The 23,527-nt window shown below is 57.7% G+C and carries 21 protein-coding genes; 2 read left to right on the top strand and 19 right to left on the bottom strand.

All coding sequences use genetic code 11. From position 1 onward, the window contains the following. Window positions 1-62: 62 nt before the first annotated feature. The 19 genes from ftsA to AUC45_RS14175 form a co-directional block, all read right to left on the bottom strand. On the bottom strand, window positions 63-1,439 hold the full coding sequence (gene ftsA / locus AUC45_RS14265; RefSeq protein WP_082701200.1) for a cell division protein FtsA: 1,377 nt from the start codon (window positions 1,437-1,439) through the stop codon (window positions 63-65). Next, window positions 1,436-2,344 carry a cell division protein FtsQ/DivIB gene (locus AUC45_RS14260; RefSeq protein ID WP_067604138.1) on the bottom strand — a complete coding sequence of 303 codons (909 nt, stop codon included), beginning with the start codon at window positions 2,342-2,344 and terminating at the stop codon, window positions 1,436-1,438. The genes ftsA and AUC45_RS14260 overlap by 4 nt, the downstream gene beginning before the upstream one ends. Continuing rightward, complete coding sequence (locus AUC45_RS14255) at window positions 2,337-3,326, bottom strand: D-alanine--D-alanine ligase (protein WP_067604136.1); 990 nt, start codon at window positions 3,324-3,326, stop codon at window positions 2,337-2,339. The genes AUC45_RS14260 and AUC45_RS14255 overlap by 8 nt, the downstream gene beginning before the upstream one ends. Beyond that, complete coding sequence (gene murB / locus AUC45_RS14250) at window positions 3,323-4,294, bottom strand: UDP-N-acetylmuramate dehydrogenase (protein WP_197409601.1); 972 nt, start codon at window positions 4,292-4,294, stop codon at window positions 3,323-3,325. Before murB ends, AUC45_RS14255 begins: the two co-directional genes overlap by 4 nt. Window positions 4,295-4,296: 2 nt before the next feature. Next, the gene (gene murC, locus AUC45_RS14245; RefSeq protein WP_067604134.1) at window positions 4,297-5,727 is read right to left on the bottom strand and encodes a UDP-N-acetylmuramate--L-alanine ligase; all 1,431 of its coding nucleotides are present in this window, start codon (window positions 5,725-5,727) and stop codon (window positions 4,297-4,299) included. Next, window positions 5,728-7,035 carry an undecaprenyldiphospho-muramoylpentapeptide beta-N-acetylglucosaminyltransferase gene (murG, locus tag AUC45_RS14240; RefSeq protein ID WP_067604132.1) on the bottom strand — a complete coding sequence of 436 codons (1,308 nt, stop codon included), beginning with the start codon at window positions 7,033-7,035 and terminating at the stop codon, window positions 5,728-5,730. Next, window positions 7,032-8,243 (bottom strand): FtsW/RodA/SpoVE family cell cycle protein, encoded by a 1,212-nt coding sequence (locus AUC45_RS14235; RefSeq protein ID WP_067604130.1) that lies wholly within the window; start codon window positions 8,241-8,243, stop codon window positions 7,032-7,034. The genes murG and AUC45_RS14235 overlap by 4 nt, the downstream gene beginning before the upstream one ends. Beyond that, entirely contained in the window at window positions 8,240-9,625 is a 1,386-nt protein-coding gene (gene murD / locus AUC45_RS14230) for a UDP-N-acetylmuramoyl-L-alanine--D-glutamate ligase (protein ID WP_067604128.1), read from the bottom strand. The genes AUC45_RS14235 and murD overlap by 4 nt, the downstream gene beginning before the upstream one ends. Window positions 9,626-9,635: 10 nt before the next feature. Continuing rightward, entirely contained in the window at window positions 9,636-10,706 is a 1,071-nt protein-coding gene (gene mraY, locus AUC45_RS14225; protein WP_067604126.1) for a phospho-N-acetylmuramoyl-pentapeptide-transferase, read from the bottom strand. Between the two features lie 20 nt (window positions 10,707-10,726). Further along, entirely contained in the window at window positions 10,727-12,199 is a 1,473-nt protein-coding gene (murF, locus tag AUC45_RS14220) for a UDP-N-acetylmuramoyl-tripeptide--D-alanyl-D-alanine ligase (RefSeq protein ID WP_369815254.1), read from the bottom strand. Then, window positions 12,196-13,716: a UDP-N-acetylmuramoyl-L-alanyl-D-glutamate--2,6-diaminopimelate ligase gene (locus tag AUC45_RS14215; RefSeq protein ID WP_067604124.1), complete on the bottom strand. Its 1,521-nt coding sequence runs from the start codon at window positions 13,714-13,716 to the stop codon at window positions 12,196-12,198. The genes murF and AUC45_RS14215 overlap by 4 nt, the downstream gene beginning before the upstream one ends. Further along, window positions 13,713-15,434: a penicillin-binding protein 2 gene (locus tag AUC45_RS14210; RefSeq protein ID WP_067604122.1), complete on the bottom strand. Its 1,722-nt coding sequence runs from the start codon at window positions 15,432-15,434 to the stop codon at window positions 13,713-13,715. The genes AUC45_RS14215 and AUC45_RS14210 overlap by 4 nt, the downstream gene beginning before the upstream one ends. Then, window positions 15,431-16,018, bottom strand: coding sequence for a hypothetical protein (locus AUC45_RS14205; RefSeq protein ID WP_082701199.1), 588 nt, complete (start codon window positions 16,016-16,018; stop codon window positions 15,431-15,433). Before AUC45_RS14205 ends, AUC45_RS14210 begins: the two co-directional genes overlap by 4 nt. Beyond that, on the bottom strand, window positions 16,015-16,965 hold the full coding sequence (gene rsmH / locus AUC45_RS14200) for a 16S rRNA (cytosine(1402)-N(4))-methyltransferase RsmH (protein WP_067604120.1): 951 nt from the start codon (window positions 16,963-16,965) through the stop codon (window positions 16,015-16,017). The genes AUC45_RS14205 and rsmH overlap by 4 nt, the downstream gene beginning before the upstream one ends. Beyond that, complete coding sequence (locus AUC45_RS14195; RefSeq protein ID WP_067604118.1) at window positions 16,962-17,471, bottom strand: division/cell wall cluster transcriptional repressor MraZ; 510 nt, start codon at window positions 17,469-17,471, stop codon at window positions 16,962-16,964. Before AUC45_RS14195 ends, rsmH begins: the two co-directional genes overlap by 4 nt. A 395-nt stretch (window positions 17,472-17,866) precedes the next feature. Then, the gene (locus AUC45_RS14190; protein WP_156423894.1) at window positions 17,867-18,532 is read right to left on the bottom strand and encodes a hypothetical protein; all 666 of its coding nucleotides are present in this window, start codon (window positions 18,530-18,532) and stop codon (window positions 17,867-17,869) included. Window positions 18,533-18,692: 160 nt separating this feature from the next. Continuing rightward, complete coding sequence (locus tag AUC45_RS15925) at window positions 18,693-19,121, bottom strand: hypothetical protein (protein WP_197409600.1); 429 nt, start codon at window positions 19,119-19,121, stop codon at window positions 18,693-18,695. 39 nt (window positions 19,122-19,160) lie between these two features. Then, the gene (locus AUC45_RS14180) at window positions 19,161-20,183 is read right to left on the bottom strand and encodes a cysteine synthase A (RefSeq protein ID WP_067604114.1); all 1,023 of its coding nucleotides are present in this window, start codon (window positions 20,181-20,183) and stop codon (window positions 19,161-19,163) included. Between the two features lie 41 nt (window positions 20,184-20,224). Then, window positions 20,225-20,542, bottom strand: coding sequence for a 2Fe-2S iron-sulfur cluster-binding protein (locus tag AUC45_RS14175; RefSeq protein WP_067604112.1), 318 nt, complete (start codon window positions 20,540-20,542; stop codon window positions 20,225-20,227). Between the two features lie 120 nt (window positions 20,543-20,662). Here AUC45_RS14175 and AUC45_RS14170 point away from each other — a divergent pair, with 120 nt between their 5' ends. Both AUC45_RS14170 and AUC45_RS14165 read left to right on the top strand, forming a co-directional pair. Next, on the top strand, window positions 20,663-21,280 hold the full coding sequence (locus AUC45_RS14170) for a DNA-3-methyladenine glycosylase (protein ID WP_067604110.1): 618 nt from the start codon (window positions 20,663-20,665) through the stop codon (window positions 21,278-21,280). Between the two features lie 139 nt (window positions 21,281-21,419). Continuing rightward, window positions 21,420-23,498, top strand: a complete 2,079-nt coding sequence (locus AUC45_RS14165; protein ID WP_082701198.1) for a S9 family peptidase — start codon at window positions 21,420-21,422, stop codon at window positions 23,496-23,498. Window positions 23,499-23,527: the final 29 nt, after the last annotated feature.

Genomic DNA, 23,527 nt, shown 5'->3' with positions numbered 1-23,527 from the left:
CCAATAGGCCACACGTGGTCTGATCCAAAGCGTCGCGATCCTAGCACCGAAAGCAAAGGATTTCAGAAATATTCCCGCAGCGCTCTGATCAGCCGACCGAATGCGAATGGACTGCTCTCATTGCGCCCTAGCTTATAGACGCTGCTGGGCTGTCCACGCATGGATCGGATATCGATCGGATCATCAGCAGCATACAAGCAAAGCCCGGCAAGTGTTGTAAAACCTGGTGTCGCATGCGCTTCCGGTAGCCCACGAAGCGAAGGCGCGCGACCAATCCTTACTGGCATGCCGAGCGCGCTCTGCGCAAAGTCGGCGAGGCCAGCCAATTCAGCACCGCCCCCGGTGAGGACGACCTGGCCAGACTGTGCGCCAGAAAAACCCAGTGACCTCAGAGCTTTGCCAATCTCATTGGTCAATTGCGAAAGGTTCTGCGTAACAACAGATACAAGCTCCGCACGCGCAATACGCGGCGTGTTGTCCGATCCGCGTGTCGCCTCGACAGAGGCTCCCGGCGCGGGCGTTTCTTGCCCTTCATCATTAGGGCCAAATAGCGGAATCATTTCGCGGTGATCGCTAGGGCTGGCCATGGCCGAACCAGACACGCATTTAAGTCTTTCTGCCTGAAATCTGCGAATACCAAAAGCGCTTGCCACAGCATCGGTTATGCTGCCTGAGCCCATTGGCACAGAGCGCAGGCCTAATAGCATGCCGCCTGCGAAAACCGAAACATTGGTCACGTCGCAGCCTATTTCGACGAGCGCGACACCTAAATCACGCTCTTCCTCATCAAGGCACGCGTAACCAGAAGCCAAAGGCGAAGCGACAACACCTTCCACTTCGAGATGCGCGCCCTGCACTGCTTCCATCAGATTGCGGACAGGCGGACCATCAGCGAGCGTGACATGAACATCGACGCCGAGGCGCTCTGCATGAAGCCCCCGTGGGTTCGCAACGCCGTGAGCGCCATCTAAAGTGTAATGTGCAGGCTGCGCGTGCAGGACTGTCCGGCCACGGGGCTCTATCGTGTCGCGCGCTGCGAACAGCAAATGATCCACATCATCTTCTTCAATGCGACGTCCGCCAATCTCTATCTCGACCTTAGAGACATCACTTGTGAGTCCAGCGCCCGCACAAGAAATCCAAACACTGTTGACGCTCATCCCGGCATTCTTTTCAGCCCGCTCCACCGCATCGCGAATGGCGTAAGTGGCGCTGCGCATATCGGTGACATAGCCGCGCTTCACCCCTTGCGCTGCGCGGTGGCCGGAACCTAGAACCAGCAAATCGCCGTTCTCAGTCTCACCGATGATCATCGCAGAGATGCGGAAAGAGCCGATATTTACGGCTCCAAAGACCTTGGCGAGGCGCGCCTTATGCGCCTGAGCTGCTGAAGGAGCCTTCGATTGGTGAGACGTCTTTTTCTTTGCCGTTCCGATCATGAGTCACCTTCTGGGGCAAGAATGGTCTCGCTGCGACCCGGCACTCGCATGTAGACGCGCGGAGGATTGCGCATATCAAAGCTTACGACTTTGCCGCCGATCAAGCGGTTCTGACCATCCATGCGCGCGAACTTGACGAGCGCGCTAGATGCAATCTCGTGGCCTTCGGGAAGAGCGACGACCTGATCCGTGTTGAAGGTGAGATTCCAACGCCTGTTGCCCACCCATTCGGCAGCAGTCACATGCGGACCCAGCGCAGGCGCAGCAGCCAGCAATTGATCTAGCGAGCTTACCTGAGCGGCGGAGCCTGGCCCCGAAATCTTGAGCATATCCTCAGCATCTGCCTGCGAAATTGGTTCCAGCTCGCGGCCTGTAGGGTCAATCAGCATCAGTCTGTCGGGCCGCACAAGAACGGCATGCGGTTTGCGCTCCACAATATCTATGACCAGTGTATCGGGCAGCTGAAGTGACACGCGCGCGTCCTTCACCCACGGCAGCTCAAGCAATTCTGTGCGAAGAGCTTCGATCTCGACATCAGGCATAGATCGACTTTGCTGACCCAACGCGCGAGCATAGACCTCGCGCTCATCCATGCGCTCTGTGCCCGTGACGCGGACATGGCGAACTTTGTACCCGGCATCAGATGCCATCACGGAAACGTGAGCCCGCGCCATCGCAGGAACACCTGCGAGATTGGCGATGAAGAGCGCAAGAGCGAGACCGCCGGCAATGATGCAGGCAAGCCAAATGCGGCTCCATTGCTCTTCAGTAAAGGGCAACACCCCCATCGCGGTATCGAGCACGCCTGCTGTCTTCGCCTTCGCACGTCGCGCATTGGCGCTGCGATTGCGCGATTGCGCAGCACGGCGCACGCCTTTGGATTTTGATCGGGTGATCTTAGCCATGGGCTGCCTCCTGCGATTGGACGTCTGTCTTGGCTGGTGAGTGGACGCGAAGAGCCTCTTGCACGATCATATGGACCAACTCAGCGTAATCGATACCGACATGCTTTGCCTGCTCAGGAACAAGGCTGAGCGGCGTCATGCCCGGCTGTGTGTTGGTTTCCAGCACGAACAGGCCGTCTTCGCCTTGCTCTTCATCCCAGCGATAGTCAGTCCGGCTGGTGCCATGACAACCTAGGATATTATGCGCCTTGATCGCATACTCTTCGCACAAAGCCGCGACATTGGGCGGGATCTGCGCGGGACACACGTGTTGGGTGCGGCCTTCTGTGTACTTGTGTTCGTAATCGTAGAAACCCGTCTCGATGATGAGTTCAGTAACGCCCAAAGCGCGCGGACCATCTACGCCATCAATCACTGCAGTGGTCAATTCGCGGCCCTTGATGAAAGGTTCGGCGAGAAGCTCTGCAAACTCTTGCCATGGCCCCTCAGCATCCCGGGCTATTGGATTGCCAACATTGGAGTCCTCCGTGATGATCGCCACGCCCACCGACGATCCTTCGTTGACCGGCTTCAGCACATAGGGGCGCGGCAGAGGATCGCGCTCGTAAAGCTCATCTGATGCGACAATCCGACCACCCGGCATAGGAATCCCGTGCGGGACCAACGCCTGCTTGGTGAGCTGCTTATCAATTGCGATCACGCTCGTAGCGAGACCTGAATGCGTATAAGGAATGCCCATCAGATCGAGCATTCCCTGGACGCTGCCATCTTCGCCAGGCACGCCATGAAGCGCGTTAAACACGACGTCGGGTTTGGTCTCTGCGATGCGCGCGGCCACATCACGGCACATATCAATCGGGGTGACGCGATAGCCCTTCATTTCAAGCGCATCGGCAACACCATTGCCGGACATAAGCGACACTTCGCGCTCATTCGCCCAACCGCCCATCAGAACTGCGACATGGGTGGGAGCAACGCTCATGGTCTGCCCACCCGCTTGATCTCCCATTCGAGCTGAATGCCTGAATTAGCGTAGACTTTCTCGCGCACAATTTCACCCAACTCTTCAATGTCGGTGCTGGTCGCATCGCCTGTGTTGATGAGGAAATTGCAGTGCTTTTCAGAAACCTGCGCACCGCCATGCTTGAACCCGCGAAGACCTGCGGCATCAATCAGCTTCCAAGACGAATGCCCTTCCGGGTTTTTGAAAGTGGAACCACCGGTCCGGCTGCCGATGGGCTGCGCGTCTTTGCGCTCGGATGAAATGCGGTCCATTTCAGCTTTGATCGTATCGGGATCACCGGGGAAGCCTTCGAACCGTGCAGCAACGACCGTCGCCCCGTCAGGCAATGCCGAGTGGCGATAGCTGTACTGAAGATCAGCGTTGCTGAGAGTGACGAACGATCCATCGGGCAGGATCACATCGCACTCGGTCAATACGTCACAGGTTTCGCGCCCGTAACAGCCGCCATTCATCTTAGTGACGCCGCCAACAGAGCCTGGAATGCCCGTGAAGAAAGCGAGCCCATCGATGCCAGCCTTCGCTGCCCGCCGCGCAACAATGCTGACGGGAGCAGCCGATCCGGCCTCTAATGTGGTTTCGCCAGTGGTCTCGACGTTCGAAAATTCCTTGCCCAGCTTCACGACTACGCCGGGTACGCCGCCATCGCGGATGATCATGTTTGAACCAACGCCGAGAGCCATCAGTGGCATGTTGCCATCCAGATGCGCGATAAAGGTTTTGAGATCTTCCAAATCAGCTGGCTCAAAAAGCCAATCGGCCTTGCCGCCTGTCTGAAACCAGACATGTTTTGCCAGCGGCGCCTCGCGCGTCAGCCGCCCCCGAATGCTCTCCACTGGAACCGGGGCACTGGCTTCGCCTTCGACATCACAATTGGGCGCCATGCCTGTGTCGCCTTGAAATACATCGCCGGGCTGATCGTGGGTCATTCTCATGCGGCCTTTAGTGAATCGACCGCGTTGCCAAGACCAGCCGCCCACTTGGTGATATCCCCCGCGCCGAGACATACGACGATATCTCCAGCTGCAATTTCATTTGCGAGTGTTGCGGCTAGGTCATTCTGGCTTTCGATTGTCGATGCAGAACGGTGTCCGCGCGATTTTAGCCCCGCAACCAACGCGGCGCTATCGACGCCCTCGATCGGATCTTCACCTGCCTCATAAACCGGGGTCACATAAACACTATCGGCATCGCTAAAGCATGACTGGAACTCATCCATCAGATCGGCAAGCCGGGTGTAACGATGCGGCTGAGCTACTGCGATGACGCGCCCCGACGTATCGGCAACAGCTTCTCTGGCTGCGGATAGGACTGCGGTGATTTCGACTGGGTGGTGCGCGTAATCGTCAATCACTGTGGCGGAGCCGCCCGCGCATGCAATTTCGCCAACCTTGGTAAAGCGCCGCCGAACGCCTCCGAAACTGCTAAAGCCGGTGCGGATCACATCGTCGCTACAACCCATTTCAATCGCAACTGCTATCGCAGCAAGCGCGTTCTGGACATTGTGGCGTCCAGGCATCGGCAGATGCACACCTTCGATCCGCCGATCTTCTTCACCGCGCTGGCGCACCATCACGTCAAACGTGTTGCCGCCGGCCGAGGACCGGATGTTGACCGCGCAAATATCGGCTTGGAGGGAAAAGCCGTAAGTCACAACCTTGCGATCGCGAACTTGGCCAATCACCGCCTGTACTTCTGGGTGATCAACGCAAAGGATCGCTGCGCCATAGAAGGGCACGTTTTGGATGAATTCAAGAAACGCCTTCTTCACCCCGTCGAAATCGCCGTAATGATCAAGGTGTTCGGGATCGATGTTGGTGACTACCGCGATTGTGCCATCGAGCCGCAAAAAGCTGCCATCACTCTCATCCGCCTCAACCACCATCCATTCGGAGTCGCCAAGACGCGCGTTTGAACCGTATTGCTCGATGATCCCGCCATTGATGACGGTCGGGTCGATCTCGCCTTTATCGAGCAAGGCCGCAATCATGCTCGTCGTCGTAGTCTTGCCATGCGTGCCAGCGACAGCAACTGTAGACTTAAGCCGCATCAATTCGGCAAGCATCTCCGCGCGGCGAACCACGGGAATACGATTTTCGAGCGCTGCTGCGACTTCGGGGTTTGTGCGGCGCACCGCAGAAGACGTAACGACAACCGCAGCACCTTCGACATTTTCCTTCTCATGCCCGATGTGCACAGAAATTCCACGCTTGCGCAGCCGTTCGACGCTTGGGCCTTCCGCGATATCAGAGCCTTGCACAGTATATCCGAGGTTGTGCATCACTTCGGCGATACCGGACATGCCGATACCGCCAATGCCGACAAAGTGGATGACGCCAATTTCGGTGCCGACGCCTCTCATTTATCGCGCTTCCTCGGTGGAAGCATCGCGTGCAGCCTTGCGCGTTGCGGGCTGAGTGGCAGCGCTTGTCTGTGCAGATCGCGGAGCCGTTTCGCCAACGCGGATCACATCCATCAGATCAATGCCGCCCATGCTTTCCACGAGATCAGCCAAATCCTTGGCCGCATCAGGCCTCCCGCAGTTCCACGCGGCATGCGCGGCATTGGCAAGGCTACCAGGGTTCTTGGCCATCGCCTGAATTTGGAGGCAGATATCCTTCGAAAGCTTGGCGAAAATCTCGCCCTGTTTTGCCATCAGCTTGTTTCCGTCTTCACCCATGGGACGCGGATCACTTACCGTTTCGGCGGGCTGACGGATCATGCGCGCTCCTCCCGCCTGCACCATTTCACGGGTGTTCGCAGCCTGGTGGTCATCGGTTGCAATCGGCAGAGGGATGAGGATCGCTGGGCGGCCCACAGCAGTCAGTTCTGCAATAGTGGAGGCGCCCGCGCGTCCTATGAACAGATGCGTATCGGCGAGCCGTTCGTGCATGTCCTCAAAATAGGTGCCGAGTTCGGCGGGGATGTCATGTTCTGCATAGCGTTCCCGGACCGCGTCCAGATCCTCAGCGCGGCATTGCTGCGTGATTTGAAGGCGTTTGCGCAAAGGTGGCGGAAGCATGGCGAGCCCGTCGGGCACGACTTCAGATAGAATGCGCGCGCCCTGACTGCCGCCAGTGATCAGCACCCGCAGCAGACCTTCTTCATGCAGCGCGGGGAATTCTTCCGCCCGCAGAGCAAGCACTTCCTCACGAACCGGGTTTCCAACAAGATGCGTTTTGTCGAGGTATTTGGGCTTCAGCCGATCAACATCGGGATAAGAAGTCGCAATCGCATACACCCGCCGGGCTAGCAACCGGTTCACCCGGCCCAGCACGGCGTTTTGTTCATGCACCACGCTCGGTACTTTGGCTGATGTGGCAGCCAATAACGCTGGCAGAGCCGGATAGCCTCCGAAACCCACAACAGCGGAAGGCTCAAAACTCTCAAACAAGCGCAGCGCCATTCGCCGCCCTTCGAGCACCGCGCGCACTCCGCCAATCCATTTCAATGGGTTCTTGCCAAAGCGGCCCGCAGGCAGAACGTGCGCAGTCAGGCCTTCGGGCTTTCCGGGAATGCTCGCACCGCGTTCATCCGTGATCAGCGCGACGTGATGTCCGCGTGCTTCCAATTCTGTGGCCAATGCGAATGCCGGAATAAGATGTCCACCCGTTCCGCCTGCGGCCAGCACGAAATGCCGACTTGAACCTGTCGGGGTTTCGCTGTTCATGCGCCCTCCTTGCGCTCAAAGAAATGCTTGAGCCCTTTTGTCTCGCGCTCAAGATAGGGATTGCGCCGCGTAATCGCGAGCAGCAACCCGAAGGTGAAGCATACGGCGAGCGTTGAGGAACCGCCATAGCTGATGAGCGGGAGCGTCATTCCCTTGGAGGGGAACAGTTGGAGATTGACGAGCATATTGATGAATGCCTGGCCACCGATCTGGGTGGCAAGGCCCACCCCGGCGAGCATCGCAAACAGATTATCCTCATCGACAAGGCGCAAGAGCACTCGTGTGAGGATGGCAAGGTACATCAGCACGACGAGCGCACAGATAATCAATCCAAACTCTTCGCCGATTACGGAAAAGATGTAATCAGTGTGCGCTTCTGGAAGGCTCATCTTGCGAATGCCCAGCCACAGCCCGCTTCCAGTCCACCCGCCCGCGAGCAAAGTTCGCTGGGCAAGATCTACCTGATCAAATGCCGTTCCTCCGCCAAGGAATGCATCAATGCGGTAGCGCGCATTGTCGTAGAAGAAATAGGCTGCGGTTATCAGTCCAATCCCGCTCGCCATCAGCGCGCCGATACGCGCAATCGAAACGCCCGAAAGGAGGATCATTACAAACCAGATGCCACCGAACAGGATTGTCGCGCCAAGGTTCGGCTGCAGCATCAAAAGCCCGGCAACCAAGACCATGATCGCACTCACAAAGGTAAGCACCGGCAGATCAGGATCGCGCAAGCGCAGGCTCATGATCCAGGCGAGGATCACGACAAAGCCTGGCTTCAAGAATTCGCTTGGCTGCAGGGACATTCCCACTTCCAGCCACCGGCGCGAGCCGTTGCGTTCTTCCCCAAAGATCGGGACGAAGAAAAGCAAAATCAGCATTCCGACGCCCAGAATGATACCGATCCTGCGTGCCTCCTCACGGTTCAAAAAAGACACCGCTATCATCAACACTAGGCCAAGCGCCTGAAATACGATGTGGCGTTTAAAAAACGCGAATTCAGCAACTTCATATTGATCTGCAGCAGCTGGCGATGCGGCAGCAACTGCGACCGTGCCAAACCCCATCAACAACAAGACAAGAACGACCAATCCCTTGTCGATCTCACGCCACCATAGCCGTCCGCGATTGTTCCAGAACCTGCTAATGGACAGCCCTGCGTAATCGGATGGTTCGGCTGCAGGCGATGCAGGGGCTTTGAACGCGCTCATGCCGCTTCATCCTTCAATGTGTCTGCCGCACAGATATCGGGGCGATCAGCAAATACGCCGACCAACTGACGGAAGTGCTCGCCGCGCTTTTCGTAGTCGCGGAACTGATCAAAGCTTGCGCAGGCGGGCGAAAACAGCACCACGTCGCCAGGCCGAGCGGCATCGCGCGCGCGGCTGACGGCTTCGCTTACCAATTCGCAGCGCTCAACACTGGCATGCGGGCTGATCAAATCGGCGAACATCGGACCTGCCTCGCCCACGGTGTAGGCCGCTGCGATCATCCCGAGTTGCTGCGCGCAATCACCAAGCCCTTCCTCTTTCGCTAGACCGCCAACAATCCAATGCACGCGCGGCGTGCCTTCATTGATCGAAGGATCGGGAGGAAACGCTGCCAAAGCGGGCGCGGTCGATGCCGTGTTTGTCGCCTTGGAATCGTTGATGAAGAGAACGCCGTCCTCTTCGCAAACGATCTCCATCCTGTGAGGCAGGCTTTGGAAGCGCGGAAGAGCGTGCTGCCACTGCGCGGGCTTCACGCCCAATTCTTCGGCAATGGCTATAGCTACCGCCGCGTTTTCAAGATTGTGCGGTCCCTGCAGCGCTGGCCATTGCGGCTGATACTTGGCAATTTTTTCGAGATCGGCCGACACTACGCGCCCCGATGGACGGCGCTCTTTCTGCGTCTCGTAGATTGTGCCGACAGGTTCTTGCAGTAAACCGACCACCGCCAGGCCTGACGCCGACTGCATGTCAAAAAGTCGCTCTTTTGCGGCAGCGTATGCGGCAAAGCCATCATAGCGATCGAGATGATCGGGAGTAATATTGGTCAGCGCAGCTGCTTCGCAATCGAGATTGAAGGTGAGATCGATCTGATAGCTGGAAAGCTCGAGCACATAGACGCCCACGCCATTCTCGTTGGGAGCAAGCGGCTCCTGTCCCAAAATTGGATCACCGATATTGCCGCCCAAAACGCTGGGAATGCCTGCCATTTGCAGGATATGATGAACGAGCGCGACCGTCGTTGATTTGCCATTGGTGCCTGTCACGCCCACAACCTTGTGCGGCAGCAGCTCTGGCCGGGCGAGCGCAAACAGCTCGATATCACCGATAACGGGTACATCGAATTTGGCGGCATGTGCCGCGATGGGGTGCGTGTTCAGGGGCACGCCGGGCGACACGACGACACCTGCATAGCCAGTGAGATCAAGCTGGAGCGGATCGGCGAGTTCGCAGCGCCCTTCAAACGGCTCGCGCGCTATATCCTGCCTGTCCCATGCGGTGACCTTTGCGCCGCTTGCCAGCAAAGCCTCTACCGCTGCCGCGCCTGAACGCGCCAGGCCGAGTACGGCATAGCGTTTATCAGCAAAGGCACTGGCAGTGATCAATCCGTTTTCCCTATCTCAATTTCAGCGTGGCAAGCCCGATCAGTGCAAGGATGATGGCCACGATCCAGAACCGGATCACGACCTTGCTCTCGCTCCACCCGAGCTGTTCGAAATGGTGATGAATGGGCGCCATGCGGAACACGCGCTTGCCTGTCCGCTTGAACCAGAAAACCTGGATGATGACGCTCAAGGCTTCGAATACGAAAAGACCGCCGACAATTGCCAGCACAACTTCGTGGTGTGCGGCGACAGCAATAGCTCCCAATGCGCCGCCAAGTGCAAGTGACCCGGTATCGCCCATGAAAACAGCAGCAGGCGGCGCGTTGAACCACAGGAATGCGAGCCCCCCTCCCATGATTGCTGCGCAGAATATCGCCAGCTCACCCGCGCCCGGCACGTGCGGAATGCCAAGATATTCAGAAAAATCCGCGCGGCCGACGAGGTAGGAGATGATCGCGAATGTCCCCGCAGCGATGATAACCGGCATAATCGCTAGACCATCCAAACCGTCAGTGAGGTTCACCGCGTTGCCAGCGCCAACCATCACGAAGGCTGCAAAGACGTAGTAAGCTGGGCCAAGCGGTATCTCCACATCCGAAAAGAAAGGGATGTATAGGTTCGTGTTTATCTGGCTGACGATGATATAGCTCGCCACGCCAGCAACCACGAACTCCATCAGCAGGCGCACCTTGCCCGAAAGGCCAGCATGGCTGTTCTTCGTGACTTTGTCATAATCGTCGAGAAACCCGATGATTCCGAAGCCCAAAGTCACCGCGAGACAAGCCCATACAAATGGACTGCGCAGATCCATCCAGAGGGTTAGCGATAGTGTCAGCGCCACCAGGATCATCAAACCGCCCATAGTGGGCGTTCCCACTTTCGCGAGATGCGTTTGGGGGCCGTCTTCGCGAATTGGTTGCCCCTTGCCCTGCCGCACGCGCAGCATGTTGATGAATTTGGGGCCAATGATGAGTCCGAAAATCAGCGCTGTCATCAACGTCGCACCAGTGCGAAATGTCTGATAACGCACAAGATTGAAGATGCCTTCAAAGCCCATCCATTCGGCAAGGAGGTAAAGCATTCAGATCCCTCGGGCCGCGCTCATTTTTGCGCGCTCGTAAAGTGTGACACCAGCCGGCCAAGCCCCATGAAATTCGAACCTTTGACAAGAACGGCATCGCCTCCTGTCATGCCAAATTCTTCGAGTGCCAAGATTGCTTGATCAGCATCATCGCAATGCGTGAACGACGGGGCAAAGCCAAGCGAATCGGGGGTTCCTTTCCCCAATTGCGCTGCGAGGGCGCGCATGCCTTCTCCGACCAGAATTGCGTGATCAATCTTGGCTTCGGCCAAAGGAGCTGCAAGCTGGCGATGGAATTTGTCTGCAAAGTCGCCAAGCTCACCCATCGTGCCCAAAACGGCAATGCGGCGCGTGGCGGGGGTTTGTCCAAGGCTGGCGAGAGTTGCGCGCATGGATGCAGGGTTGGCATTGTAGCTTTCATCGATGAGCAACACTTTCCCACCATTCGCGGCAATCTGAAAGCGCGCTCCGCGGCCTTTCAAACCGCCCATTTCAGCCATTGCGAGGCCTGCGCTGGCGAGATCGCCGCCTGCTGCGCGCACGGCCACCATGACGCCGAGCGAGTTGCCGATCCAGTGTTCCCCGGGTTCGGCAATCGTGTAGCAGAGCCGCGTGTCACCAAGGTCGGTCGTGATCAGCGCGCCGCCATGCGGCTGGCGTATCGCATCAAGCAACCGAACGTCTGCGTTCTCGCTGCGCCCAAAGGTGACGGTTTTGACACCCAACGCGCGGGCATGACCGATCAGGCGATCAGCCATTTCCGTGTCAGCCGGGATTACCGCGGTGCCGCCATCAACGAGGCCGGTAAAGATCTGAGCTTTCTCATCCGCAATCGCCTCGATTGAGCCGAGATTTTCGATATGCGCAGGCGCAATCGTCGTGATGAGAGCGACATTCGGGCGGACATGCGCGGACAGAGGGGCAATTTCGCCAGCATGGTTCATTCCCATTTCGAACACGCCGTACCGAGCGCGCGCTGGCATGCGGGCCAGACTGAGCGGAACGCCGACATGATTGTTGTAGCTGCGGACAGAGCGATGCGCCGCGCCCCGACCTACGCGATCTAGACTGTTGAAGATCGCTTCCTTCACGCCCGTCTTTCCAACGGAACCAGTCACAGCAATTCGCACGGCATCGCTGCGGTCTCTTGCCGCGTGCGCCAAATCATGCAGCGCCTGTGTTGTATCCCTTACGAGGACATGCGGGAAATCGATGGGCCGATCGGTGATCGCAGCGACAGCACCCTTGGCAAAGGCTTGCGGAATAAACCGGTGCCCATCCATGGCATCGCCCTTGAGCGCCACAAACAGGTCGCCCGGACGCACATCGCGGCTGTCCATTTCGACACCGGCAGCCTGGAATTGATTACTAGCAACGCCGCCCGTCGCAGCCGAAATCGATGCCGCATCCCACAAGGCAAGCGGCAATGCATCGCGCGCATCGACCGGCCATGAATGCAAGGCGTGATGAAGCGAAGGTTGGATAGCGTTCACGAAAGAGCCTTTCCGGCCTCAGCGGCGCATTCGCGCGCCACCTGAACATCATCAAAGGCTAGCACTCGCATGTTTTCTCCTGACCCGATTATCTGGCCTTGTTCGTGGCCTTTGCCGGCGATGAGGACGATATCTGCCGCTTCTGCCGCTTCAATCGCAGCCGATACAGCACGGCGCCTGTCGCCAATATTACGAACGTCTGCGCCATCAATACCGAGCGCACCGCCCATGATCTCTCCGCGAATGTGAGATGGATCTTCGCCGCGCGGATTATCATCCGTAACAATAACAAGGTCCGCAGATTTGGCTGCAACTTCGCCCATGGGCGCACGCTTGCCGCTGTCTCTATCCCCACCGGCGCCGAACACAACGATCAGACGGCCACCTTTATCAGCATCGACATGAGGCCGAAGCGCCGCGATCGCCGCTTCCAACGCATCGGGCGTATGCGCGTAATCGATGTAAACTGGCGCCCCCTTTTGCGTGATCACGGCCCGCTCCAACCTACCTCGCACAGGCTGCAATCGAGAGAGCGCGTCAAACACTTGCGCCTTATTTGAGCCGGTCGCCAGAGCGAGCCCGGCAGCGCACATCGCGTTTGCCGCTTGGTAAGCTCCGATCAAAGGCAGTTTGACGGTGCTTTCTTCGCCTGAATGTTCGATCGTCAGTGTCTGACCCAGCTGGGTGGGAACGCGGTTGACGAGACGAAGGAATGGGTCAGCTCCATGCTGCGATGCTTCACCGACGACGTGCAATGGATTGCCACATTTTTGTGCGTGCTCAATCGCTTTCGCGGTCCATTCATTGCTGTCCGCACCCCGCCAGATGATGATCGGCGCACCCGGCTCAATGACTTCGTTAAACAGCCGCATCTTAGCCTCGAAATAGGCCTCCATCGTGCCATGATAGTCTAGGTGATCGCGGCTAAAATTGGTGAAGGCACACGCGCTTACCGGCACGCCTTCATTGCGGTACTGGGAGAGGCCATGGCTCGACGCTTCATAGGCGACATGTGTCACCCCTTCGCGCTTCAGTCCGCTCATATTGCTGAGGAATGTGACGATGTCCGGCGTCGTCAGCCCGGTCGAGACACTGCCGTCAGGTGTCGTCACGCCCAACGTTCCGATGCTGGCCGCACTTTCGCCGCACATCCGCCAGATCTGCCGGGTCATTTCTGCGGTGGACGTTTTGCCATTCGTGCCTGTTACGGCGACGATTGTTTCCGGCACTGGTGAGAAAAATCCGCTCGCAATCTGCGCAAATGTCTGGCGCGGCTCTTCGCTGGCGACGTGCAAAGCTCCCTCGACTTGAGCTTCAGCTCTGGCAACAACGGCGACGGCCCCGGACGTCACAGCATCCGCAATCACATCTTCTGCATTGAATTGTGCGCCGCGAAACGCGCCGAACACTGTGCCGGGTGCAACTTTGCGGTGATCAATCGCAAATCCCGTAACTTGCGTATCCCCTGCCCCATCGCTGCCTAACCCAGCCCGATCCATCAGCGCGGCAAGCTTCACTTGCGACCCTCCACCAGATAGCGAAGATCGGAGATGTCGACATCACGCCGCTCGTCTGGCCGCACGCCGAGAATGGGAGCGATCCGGGGCACCAGCCGCCCAACAATCGGCGCAGCGTTGAACGCAGCCGTCCGCTGGAAAGAGCTTGCCGCCGTCCCGCGCGGTTCATCGAGCACGATCACAATCACATATCGCGGCGCATCCATCGGGAACGCTGCGGCGAACGAAGCAATCAGCGATGTCTTGCGATATCCGCCCGCGCCCGCTTTTTCAGCCGAACCCGTTTTGCCGCCCACCCTGTATCCGGGGGCATCGGCATTGCGGCCAGTGCCGTACATCGAGATCATCCGCAGAAGCTGGCGCATGCGCGATGAGGTAGAGGATTTGAACACTCGGCGTCCGCGCGGCACGTCTTGCGGTTCCAGTTTGTGCAAGGTCGCTGGCCGCCAGATGCCACCATTCACCATAGCGGCATAGGCACTCGCCAAGTGCAGCGGCGTCACGGCAAGACCATGGCCATAGCTGACTGTCATGTTCGTGAGCTTGCTCCAGCGACCGCCCGGCCAAAGCGGCTGTCCTTTTGCAGGCAGTTCGATGTGCGGCCGTTGATCCATCCCCAGATCGATCATCGATTGGCGCAGCTTTTGTGCGCCAAGCTCATTCGCAACGCGCGCAGTCACCGTGTTTGACGAATACACCAGTGCTTGCGGCACGTTGAGCGTGTCACCCTTGGGCTTCAGATCGCGGATTTTGCGACCCGACATCTCGACAGTCGTCGCATTCCAGGGCTTGCCCATGTCCCGAACAACACCAGCATCAATGGCAGCAGCAATGCTGATCGGCTTGAAGGTGGAGCCGAGCTCATAAACCTGATTGGTCACACGATTCATCATGTTCGCCTGACCTTCGGCATCGATCCGGTTAGGATCAAAGTCGGGAAGCGAGGCGAGCGCCATTACTTCTCCCGTGTCGACATCAAGGATGATCCCAGCCGCGCCCAAAGCGTTGGTCGCAAGCATTCCGCGGCGCAACTCATCCTCGAGCGCACCTTGCGCGCGCACATCAATGGACAGCGCCACCGGTTCATGGCGCAAATCGGGATCCGCGAGCTGATCGTTGAGCACTTGCTCCATACCAAGCCGACCGCTCTTATCCGATGCCACGTATCCAAGTACATGCGAGGCAAGCGTTCCTTGCGGATAGTGTCGATCGGTTTCGCGCGGAATCTGGAGTGCAATCTCACCCAGCCCGTAAACCTTGTTCGCATCCTCGGGCAGGACCCTGCGGCGCAAGTATCCCGCCTTTCCGGCCTCAAGCCGGCGCACGGTCCGGCGCTCATTAAGATCGGGGAAAATCTCCTTGAGCGATGCAGCGACCTGTGCTGGTTCATTGATCAGCGGAGAGCCGCCATCACCCATCGCCTTGGGATCAAACCACAAGGCGTAAGCCGGAAAAGCGCGCGCCAATGGCTTTCCATTTCGATCAGTGATCTCACCGCGCGGAGGGAGCAATTGTTCCGCCAGGCTGGAGTGCGACTGAGTGTGCCCGCCAAACCCGAGATAAGCGATGCGTATCAAAGCGGCAGCGGCCACCAGTGTAAAGATTATCGCAATCCACAAGACACGCCAACGCGCGGTCAAAAGCGATTGATATCGCAAATGAACCAGCTGGACGCGGCCTGCCTCGATTGCTGGCCGAGGCGCTGCGAAAGCGCTCATTCGGCTACCTCGCCTGCCTGAGAGGAAGAACCATCGGCAGAACCGAAGTTCACCGCAAGCGGCGTCTGCGCATTGGCGGCGCGGATGGGTGACGCTTCAATAAGAAAATTGCCGAAAGCTTCCGTAAAAGCAGCGCCAGGATCAGCCTCTTCAACCGCGGCAGAAGCCAAGGTCACAGGTTCGCCCGAAACAGGCGACACCATTGGCCCAGTGTCAATCGGCTGCGCATCAAGCTCGCCCGTGTCGGCCCGCGCAACCCTGATCGGGCTGGGAGCATCAGGGCCAAGCGGCTGACCAAGGCTTGCAAGTTGGCGTTCGCTGTCAAAATACTGATCAGCGCGCGGTGCTTCGTATCCAAACTCGATGTGGTTCCAGTTGGAAAGCTGGCGCTGACTGGCCCTCGCCTGAAACTCGGTTTCCAGCATCAGGTTTTCGCGTTCCAGCGCGACAATCTGGCGTTCGGCAAGCAAGACTTCGCTTTTGACCGCGTGCGTGCTGAGGCTGAGCAGCGCAAACAGCCCAACGCACATCGCCAGTGCTGCAGCCCAGCCGATTTGGCGCTTGCGTGCATCTGTGACGATCATTGAACTGCTCCTTCGACTGGCGCGCTGGTGCGAATGGCGGTGCGCAGGATGGATGAGCGCGCGCGCGGATTGCGCTCGATCTCTGCGTCACTGGGGCGGATGGCTTTGGAAAGGCTGGTGAAAGTCGGCGCGGGACCGGGCTTTTCGCCTGGCAAATGGCGCGACACAGCGCGGCCCGCGCCTGATGCTTCACGAAGGAAACGTTTGACGATGCGATCTTCCAGACTGTGAAAGCTGACGACAGCAAGAACACCGCCTTCTTTCAAAAGAGCCTGCGCAGCTGCAAGGCCAGCGCGAAGCTCGCCCAGTTCGTCATTCACATGGATACGGACCGCCTGGAAACTGCGCGTTGCAGGGTCTTTCTTGTCGTGGGGCTTGTGACCCAAGGCGCGGCGCACCACGCGGGCAAATTCGCCGGTTGTCTCAAGCGGGCGCGCCGCCACAATCGCGCGGGCGACGCGGCGCGATTGGCGTTCTTCGCCGTATTCATAGAGGACATCGGCAATCGCTGCTTCATCGGCGGAATTAAGGAAATCTGCAGCGCTTTCACCCTCCTGGCTCATCCGCATGTCGAGCGGACCATCAGCCTGAAACGAGAAACCACGCTCGCCTTCATCAAGCTGCATGGACGAGACGCCAATATCCATCACCACAGCATCGACGTGGGGAACGCCAATCGCGGTAAGCTCGTCGCGCATTTCGGAAAAGCGATGAGGGTGAAGCGACAACTGTCCGTTCCACTTGGCGACTATAGCTTCGCCTGCCCGAATGGCATTGGGATCACGGTCAAAAGCATAAACCCGCGCACCTTTTTGGAGCAGCGCAGTTGAATAACCACCGGCACCAAAAGTCGCATCGACGACTGTCATGCCCGGCTGAGGCGCAATTGCAGCGATCACCTCATCTAAAAGCACCGGGACGTGCGGTTGCACTTGGGATGCGCTCATTTCGCACCTCCCTTCTTCGCAGCCTTCGCCTCAGCTTCTGCTATCAGATCTTCACAATCGGCCTGAAGGTCTTCCCATTCAGCGGGCATGTTCGCGAGCTCATCAGGTGCCCAGACGGTGAAAAAGCGTCCGCCGCCGTGAATGAAAATGCCATCTTCTATTCCAGCACGCCTGCGCAGCATGTCGGGCATGACGAAGCGGCCGCTGTCGTCAAAGGGGAGCTTCTTGTATCCGAAGAGGCGCAGGGCGCGCATTTCGCGATCGAAAGGCTGACCAGAAGCAACCGCGTTTTTCTCTTCACGGTCAAGCTGGTTTTCCAATTCATCGTGGCGAGACAGGCCAAAACCGACAAGACATTTCCAGCGATCATGTTTGGCGAGACAAAGGATTTTCTGCCCGCCAGAGCTTTCCTTCACCGCCTTGCGAAAGTCCGGAGGCAGGACAAAGCGGCCCTTATCGCCCGCGGGCGAATAGGCTTGACCACTGTATCCTCCAAAATCCGACACTCGAACTTGTCCCCGTATTCGCTCGTTCGGCTGCTTTTCGCGCGGCCCTTCTCTCCCTTCGACACGCCTTCCCCGTCGCCGCCCCCGCGCGAACGGGAGCAGCGCGCAAACCCTGAACGGGTGCGCACGGCAAACAGACATGTTTGATGGAACCCGGTATTATCCGGGAAGCAGGCGAGTGAAAAGGGGTTTTCACGGGAAATCACGGGATTAAATGGTAAATTATTGATTTACCTAGATTTCATCTTGTGAACATATCTCCACTATTCCCTCAAACATCCGAGTAATCCCGTAAATTCCCCGGATAATTCGCAATTTCGCAGCCTAATCCCGCTTCGAGTCTCTCAAGGAAACGCGATTTCCCGCACGCTTCCCGCAATATCCCCGAAGCCTGATCAGGGTGTCCGATCAAATGCATAGCCGAAAAGTGCCGTCATGGCTTCGAAATTCTCACCAGCCAATTCGCGATGTTCGAACAAAGCTGCGTCCCCAAGCAGAGTAACGCGCCCTTCCCCCACTTTGCACCGGGCGATGTGATCGTCAGCGGAAAGCTCGCACTGCGCTGCATCGGGATCGACACTGCTCCATTGCGAAGCGACTTCGATCGTGAGCGGCGTTCCCCCAAGATCGACAGTCGAGGTACCTTCCTCGATTGTAGACGGTTCGTCGAAGATCACTTCCAGGCCCCAACGCGCCACCACGGGCGGAATGGCGACAAGCGAGGTATCCATTGGGCGGCGTGGATCACCCAGAGCCAAATCATAGTGCCCTGTCAGCAACGGATCGACCAGAATGAGTGCCTCGCCACCCTCGCGCACCCATTCATCCAGCGCGACATTGTCGGACGGGGTCAGTGCGCGCGGTTGAATTATTGCTAGACGGTCAAGGCCTTCCAGGGGATCGGTAGCAGCAGCGCTTTCATCAGGCGCTGACAGCGTATCGAGCGGAAGTATCGCGTAGCAAGACGAAAGCGCTCCCGCTTGCCAAGGCGCATTTACTGCGCCGCTGGCGAAATCGGCGATATCGGCATCCAATGGCCAAAGCAGCGGAAGGCTTGTCACCAAGCCTAGCGAAGGCAGAGGCTCCGCAGCCTCACACATGACAGTTGTAGATGAACTTGCGCCTTCGGCATGATGCGCATCGTGTGAATGATCAGAAGCATTCGAACACCCAGCCGAACATCCCAACCAGAAAAAGGCCAGAAAAGCCTTTGAAATGAGATTATTGCGGCGGTTCATCCGGCTCGACGTCCGGCGTATCAGGAACCTTGCCGTCTTCTGCAAAAAGTGGGGCTTTCAGACCTCCATCGTCCTCAGTTTCTTCAGGTTCAGCCGGAATATCGGGAACAATGCCCGCATCTGCCAATGGGTCTACCTGCGAAGGCGCTTCGGTTGGTTCTGTCGTTGGGGCGGCATCGGGCACCACTGCCTGTTCCGCCAATTCAGCCTGCGTGCCGATAATACTCGCAAGACCCACAAGCAGGATCATCGTGCCTATCCCGAGCAGCCCGGCCTGCAGCCGCTGCATCGCCTGAGTGCGCGTCCCGCCAAGCGGCATTGTGCTGGGAGCAGAATTCTCCATGGCCGAAGCCTGTAGGTCGTCGCCCTGAATGTCAGCTAAATCGCCGCCGATAAGCTTCCGTTCTGCCATGACCTGTGCCTAACGCGCCACAGAGCGATTGTCGATGCACTAGGCCGATTGGGTTTGGGAAAGCCAATCGAACACGGGCAAATCCTTTGAAGCAAGCCATTCCGGATTGTAGAGCGTTGAAAGATATCGAAAGCCCGTATCGCAAAGGATTGTCGCGATCTGGGGCTTGTCGATGCCTTCGCTCACCAATTGCTTGCCCAGCGCTATTGCGCCAGCGATATTGATGCCGCTGGAAAGCCCGAGACAAAGCCCTTCTTCGCGCAGCAATTTTTCAACCCAGACAATCCCTTCCTCATCAGAAATTCGAAACTGCGTGTCGATGGGAGCATCTTCGAGATTGGCGGTAATTCGGCCCTGCCCGATCCCTTCCGCGACCGAGGAGCCTTCGCCTTTCAACTCACCATGGGCGTAGTAATTGTAGAGCGCAGCGCCATGCGGATCGGTCAGCGCGATGCGGATATCGGCATTCTTCTCTTTAAGCCCCATACCAACGCCGGCAATGGTTCCGCCTGTACCAGCCGCGCAGGTGAAGCCGTCGATATTGCCGCCTGTTTGCTCCCACAATTCCTGCGAAGTGCCTTCGATATGCGCGCGGCGATTGGCGACGTTATCGAATTGCCCGGCCCATATCGCGCCGTCTGTCTCCTCAGCCATGCGGCGCGAGACATGCTGAAAATGTGCAGGATCGGCGTATTTGGTTGGCGGGACGAGGACCAGCTGCGCCCCTAAAGCCCGCAGTGTATCCATTTTCTCTTTGGATTGGTTATCCGGCATCACGATGATCGTCTTGTACCCGAGCGCATTGGCAACCAATGCGATGCCAATACCGGTGTTCCCCGCGGTCCCTTCGATCACGGTTCCGCCCGGCTTCAAATCCCCGCGCGCTTCTGCATCGCGGATCATGTAAAGCGCCGCGCGATCTTTGACTGACGAGCCTGGATTGGCAAATTCGCATTTGCCCCAGATATCGCATCCAGCTTCTTCGCTTGGCCCTCTGAGCCGAACGAGCGGAGTGTTGCCGATCAGAGCGAGCGTATCGCCAAATGGTTGAGTGATGTTCATGAGGGCGGATTACGCGCTCAATACCGCCCCCGCAAACAACTTTAATCTTCAGGCGAGATAGTCACCTTCATGCCCGACAGTTCCTGCGTCAGCGGGATCTGACATGACAGCCGCGATGTTTCGTTGCGGTGATCGGAGGATTCGAGCAGATCGTCCTCGTCTTCGCTCATTTCTGGCAGCTTGTCCTTGAAGGCAGGATCGACATAGACGTGGCAAGTCGCGCACGAACAGCAGCCGCCGCACAGTGCCAGCAGCTCATCAAAGCCATTGTCGCGAACCGCTTCCATCACGGTGAGGCCATCTTCGACCTCGATCTCGCTTGTTTCCCCCTCGCGATTGGTGACGACCAGCTTCGGCATAGGTTTCCTAAATCCTTCTTGAAACGATTGAGCGCAAGACTCGATTGCCTTGCGCTCTTGGAATAATGCGCTGCTCAGCTAGGGAGTTCCTCAAAGAAGCGCAACCTAGAGGAATGAAGAGTGGGCCTGACTGCTGAGACGATCCGGCGCGAGATGGATGCGCTAGCAGCAAAGGACAAACGGGTGGGTGATGAACTGGCGCGCATCGGGTATCCGGAACCGCGCATCAGGGATCGAGGGTACAAAACCTTGCTGCGCACCATTGTCGGCCAACAGGTCTCCGTCGCAGCGGCAAGTTCAATGTGGAACAAGCTGGAAGCGGAATTGGGCGAGGATTTTACGCCCGCATGCTTGCTCAGCCGTGATTTCGACACGCTGCGCGCTTGTGGCCTGTCACGACAGAAACAGGGCTATGCGCGAAGCCTGTGCGAACTCGTTGAAGCGGGCGAAGTGGACTTTGAAGCGCTGCCATCGGGCGATGAAGACGCGATTGAAACACTCACTCAGATCAAGGGGATCGGACGCTGGTCGGCTGAAATCTATCTGCTCTTTGCCGAAGGGCGCACCGATATCTGGCCCGCAGGCGATCTGGCCGTTCAGGAGGGAGTGAAGCGCCTTTTAGAGCTCGACGAACGGCCTCAGGAAAAAGAAACCCGCACTCTCGGCGAGCAATGGCAGCCCCATCGCGGGGCCATGGCGATTTTCACATGGCATTTCTACGCTAACCCCGCGCTCTAATCTCGCAAGACCAACTGCTTATCCAGATCGATCAAACACGGTTGCGATACCGGGGTAATTGCGTATCACTTGCGCAATACACCGGAGGCATTCCCCGCCGCTTTCGGTTCAAACCTTGAATAGGAGAGGAACCCCGCCAATGTTTGGACTTTCAAAAACCGCTCGGCTGCTCGTCACAACCACGGCCGCTTGCGCCCTTGCGCTGCCCGGCATCGCAGCCGCAGACAATCACGCTCAATCAAACACCGGAGCATCGATGACAACGACTTCAGAAGCCGCACCCTTGATCCCGCGCGACGCGCTGTTCGGCAATCCGACCAAAGCACAAGGTCGCCTCAGCCCTGACGGGACCATGCTGAGTTGGCTCGCCCCCCATAACGATGTGCTCAATATCTGGGTCGCTCCGCGCGATGATATTGCGGCCGCCAAAGTCATCACCAATGCGGAAGATCGCCCCATTCGCGATCACTTCTGGTCGCCTGATGGCAAGAGTGTCGGGTACATTCAGGACAAAGGCGGCGATGAAAACTTCCTGCTCTACATGATCGATATTGCAAGCGGCGAAGAGAAGCTGATGACCCCGTTTGAAAACACGCGGGTGCAAATCGTCGGGGCATCGGAAACGATCAAGGACAAGCTGCTGATTGGCGTCAACAATCGCAACCCGCAGTTTCATGACGTGCATATGCTTGATCTCAACACGGGCGAGCTTGAGCTTGTCTATGAGAACGAAGGGTATGCCGGTTTCATGGCAGATGACACGCTGACCTTGCGCATGGCGTTTCGCCAGAATGCAGAAGGCGGCACAGACTACTTCAACGTGGTCGATGGCGAAGTTGAAGAAACAGCGTTCGAAACCACCGCAATGGAAGATTCGCTGACAACTTCTCCAGCTGGCTACACCACCGACGGCTCAATCCTTTATTGGCTCGACAGCCGTGGACGCAACACTGCAGCGCTGTTTGCGCAAGACACCGAAACGGGTGAGAAAACGCTGATCGCCGAGGATGCAAAAGCCGATTTGGGCGGGACAATGCGCGACACCAAGACAGGTGAAATCCAGGCCTATTCGGTCAATTATCTCAAGAACACATGGACCGCGATTGACGACGATATCGGAGCGTCGCTCGCATTCCTCGATGATAAGCTCGAAGGTGATTTCGGCGTTTCGAGCCGCACCGATGATGACAGTATGTGGATCGTCTGGAACGACCCTCTTACCGCTCCATCGCAGACCTTCATCTACGACCGGGAAGCAGAAACGCTCACCCCGTTCTACACCACGAGGCCAGAGCTTGAAGGCGCGCCTCTCCAGCCGATGCACCCGGTTGAAATCACCAGCCGCGATGGCTTGACGCTTCCTTCTTACCTCACTTTGCCGCCGGGCAGTGACAGCGATGGCGATGGTCGTCCTGATGAAGCCGTACCGATGGTCCTGCTTGTCCATGGCGGCCCGTGGGCGCGCGATGATTATGGCTTTTCCAGCGGCGTCCAATGGCTCGCGAACCGAGGCTATGCCGTGCTGCAAACGAACTTCCGTGGTTCAACAGGCTTTGGCAAAAACTTCCTAAATGCCGGTAACAAGGAATGGGGCCTGAAGATGCACGATGACCTGATCGATGCAACCGATTGGGCCATCGCCGAGGGCATCACCACTGGAGACCAGGTAGCAATCATGGGCGGTTCCTATGGCGGCTATGCGACCTTGGCTGGCCTGACTTTCACGCCTGAGAAATTCGCATGCGGTGTTGATATTGTTGGCCCGTCAAACCTCGAAACGCTGCTCGGCACCATTCCGCCATACTGGGCGCCGCTGGTGAAGATTTTCCATGAACGCATGGGCGATCCGAACACCGAAGAAGGCCTTGCTCTGCTGAAAGCAGCTAGCCCGCTTTATAAAGCGAACGAGATCACAAAGCCGCTTCTAATCCTGCAAGGCGCCAACGATCCGCGCGTGAAGCAATCGGAAAGCGATCAGATCGTAGGAGCCATGAAAGAGGCAGGTATTCCGGTGACTTATGTGTTGTATCCGGATGAAGGTCACGGCTTTGCAAAGCCCGTCAACAACATCGCCTACACCGCGATCACCGAGAACTTCCTAGCTACGTGCCTTGGCGGACGCAGCGAACCGATTGGCGATACGGTGTCCGAATCCACCGCCGAAATCCTTGAGGGCGCTGAGCACGTTCAAGGCTTGGAAGAAGCGCTGGGCGCATAATCCAGCCCACAACAAATCCAACTGACATG

It is taken from the genome of Erythrobacter sp. YT30, assembly GCF_001542875.1.
GTDB lineage: Bacteria > Pseudomonadota > Alphaproteobacteria > Sphingomonadales > Sphingomonadaceae > Erythrobacter.
The sequence above is the reverse complement of the archived record's forward strand: the minus strand, read 5'-3'. Positions and strand labels throughout refer to the sequence as shown.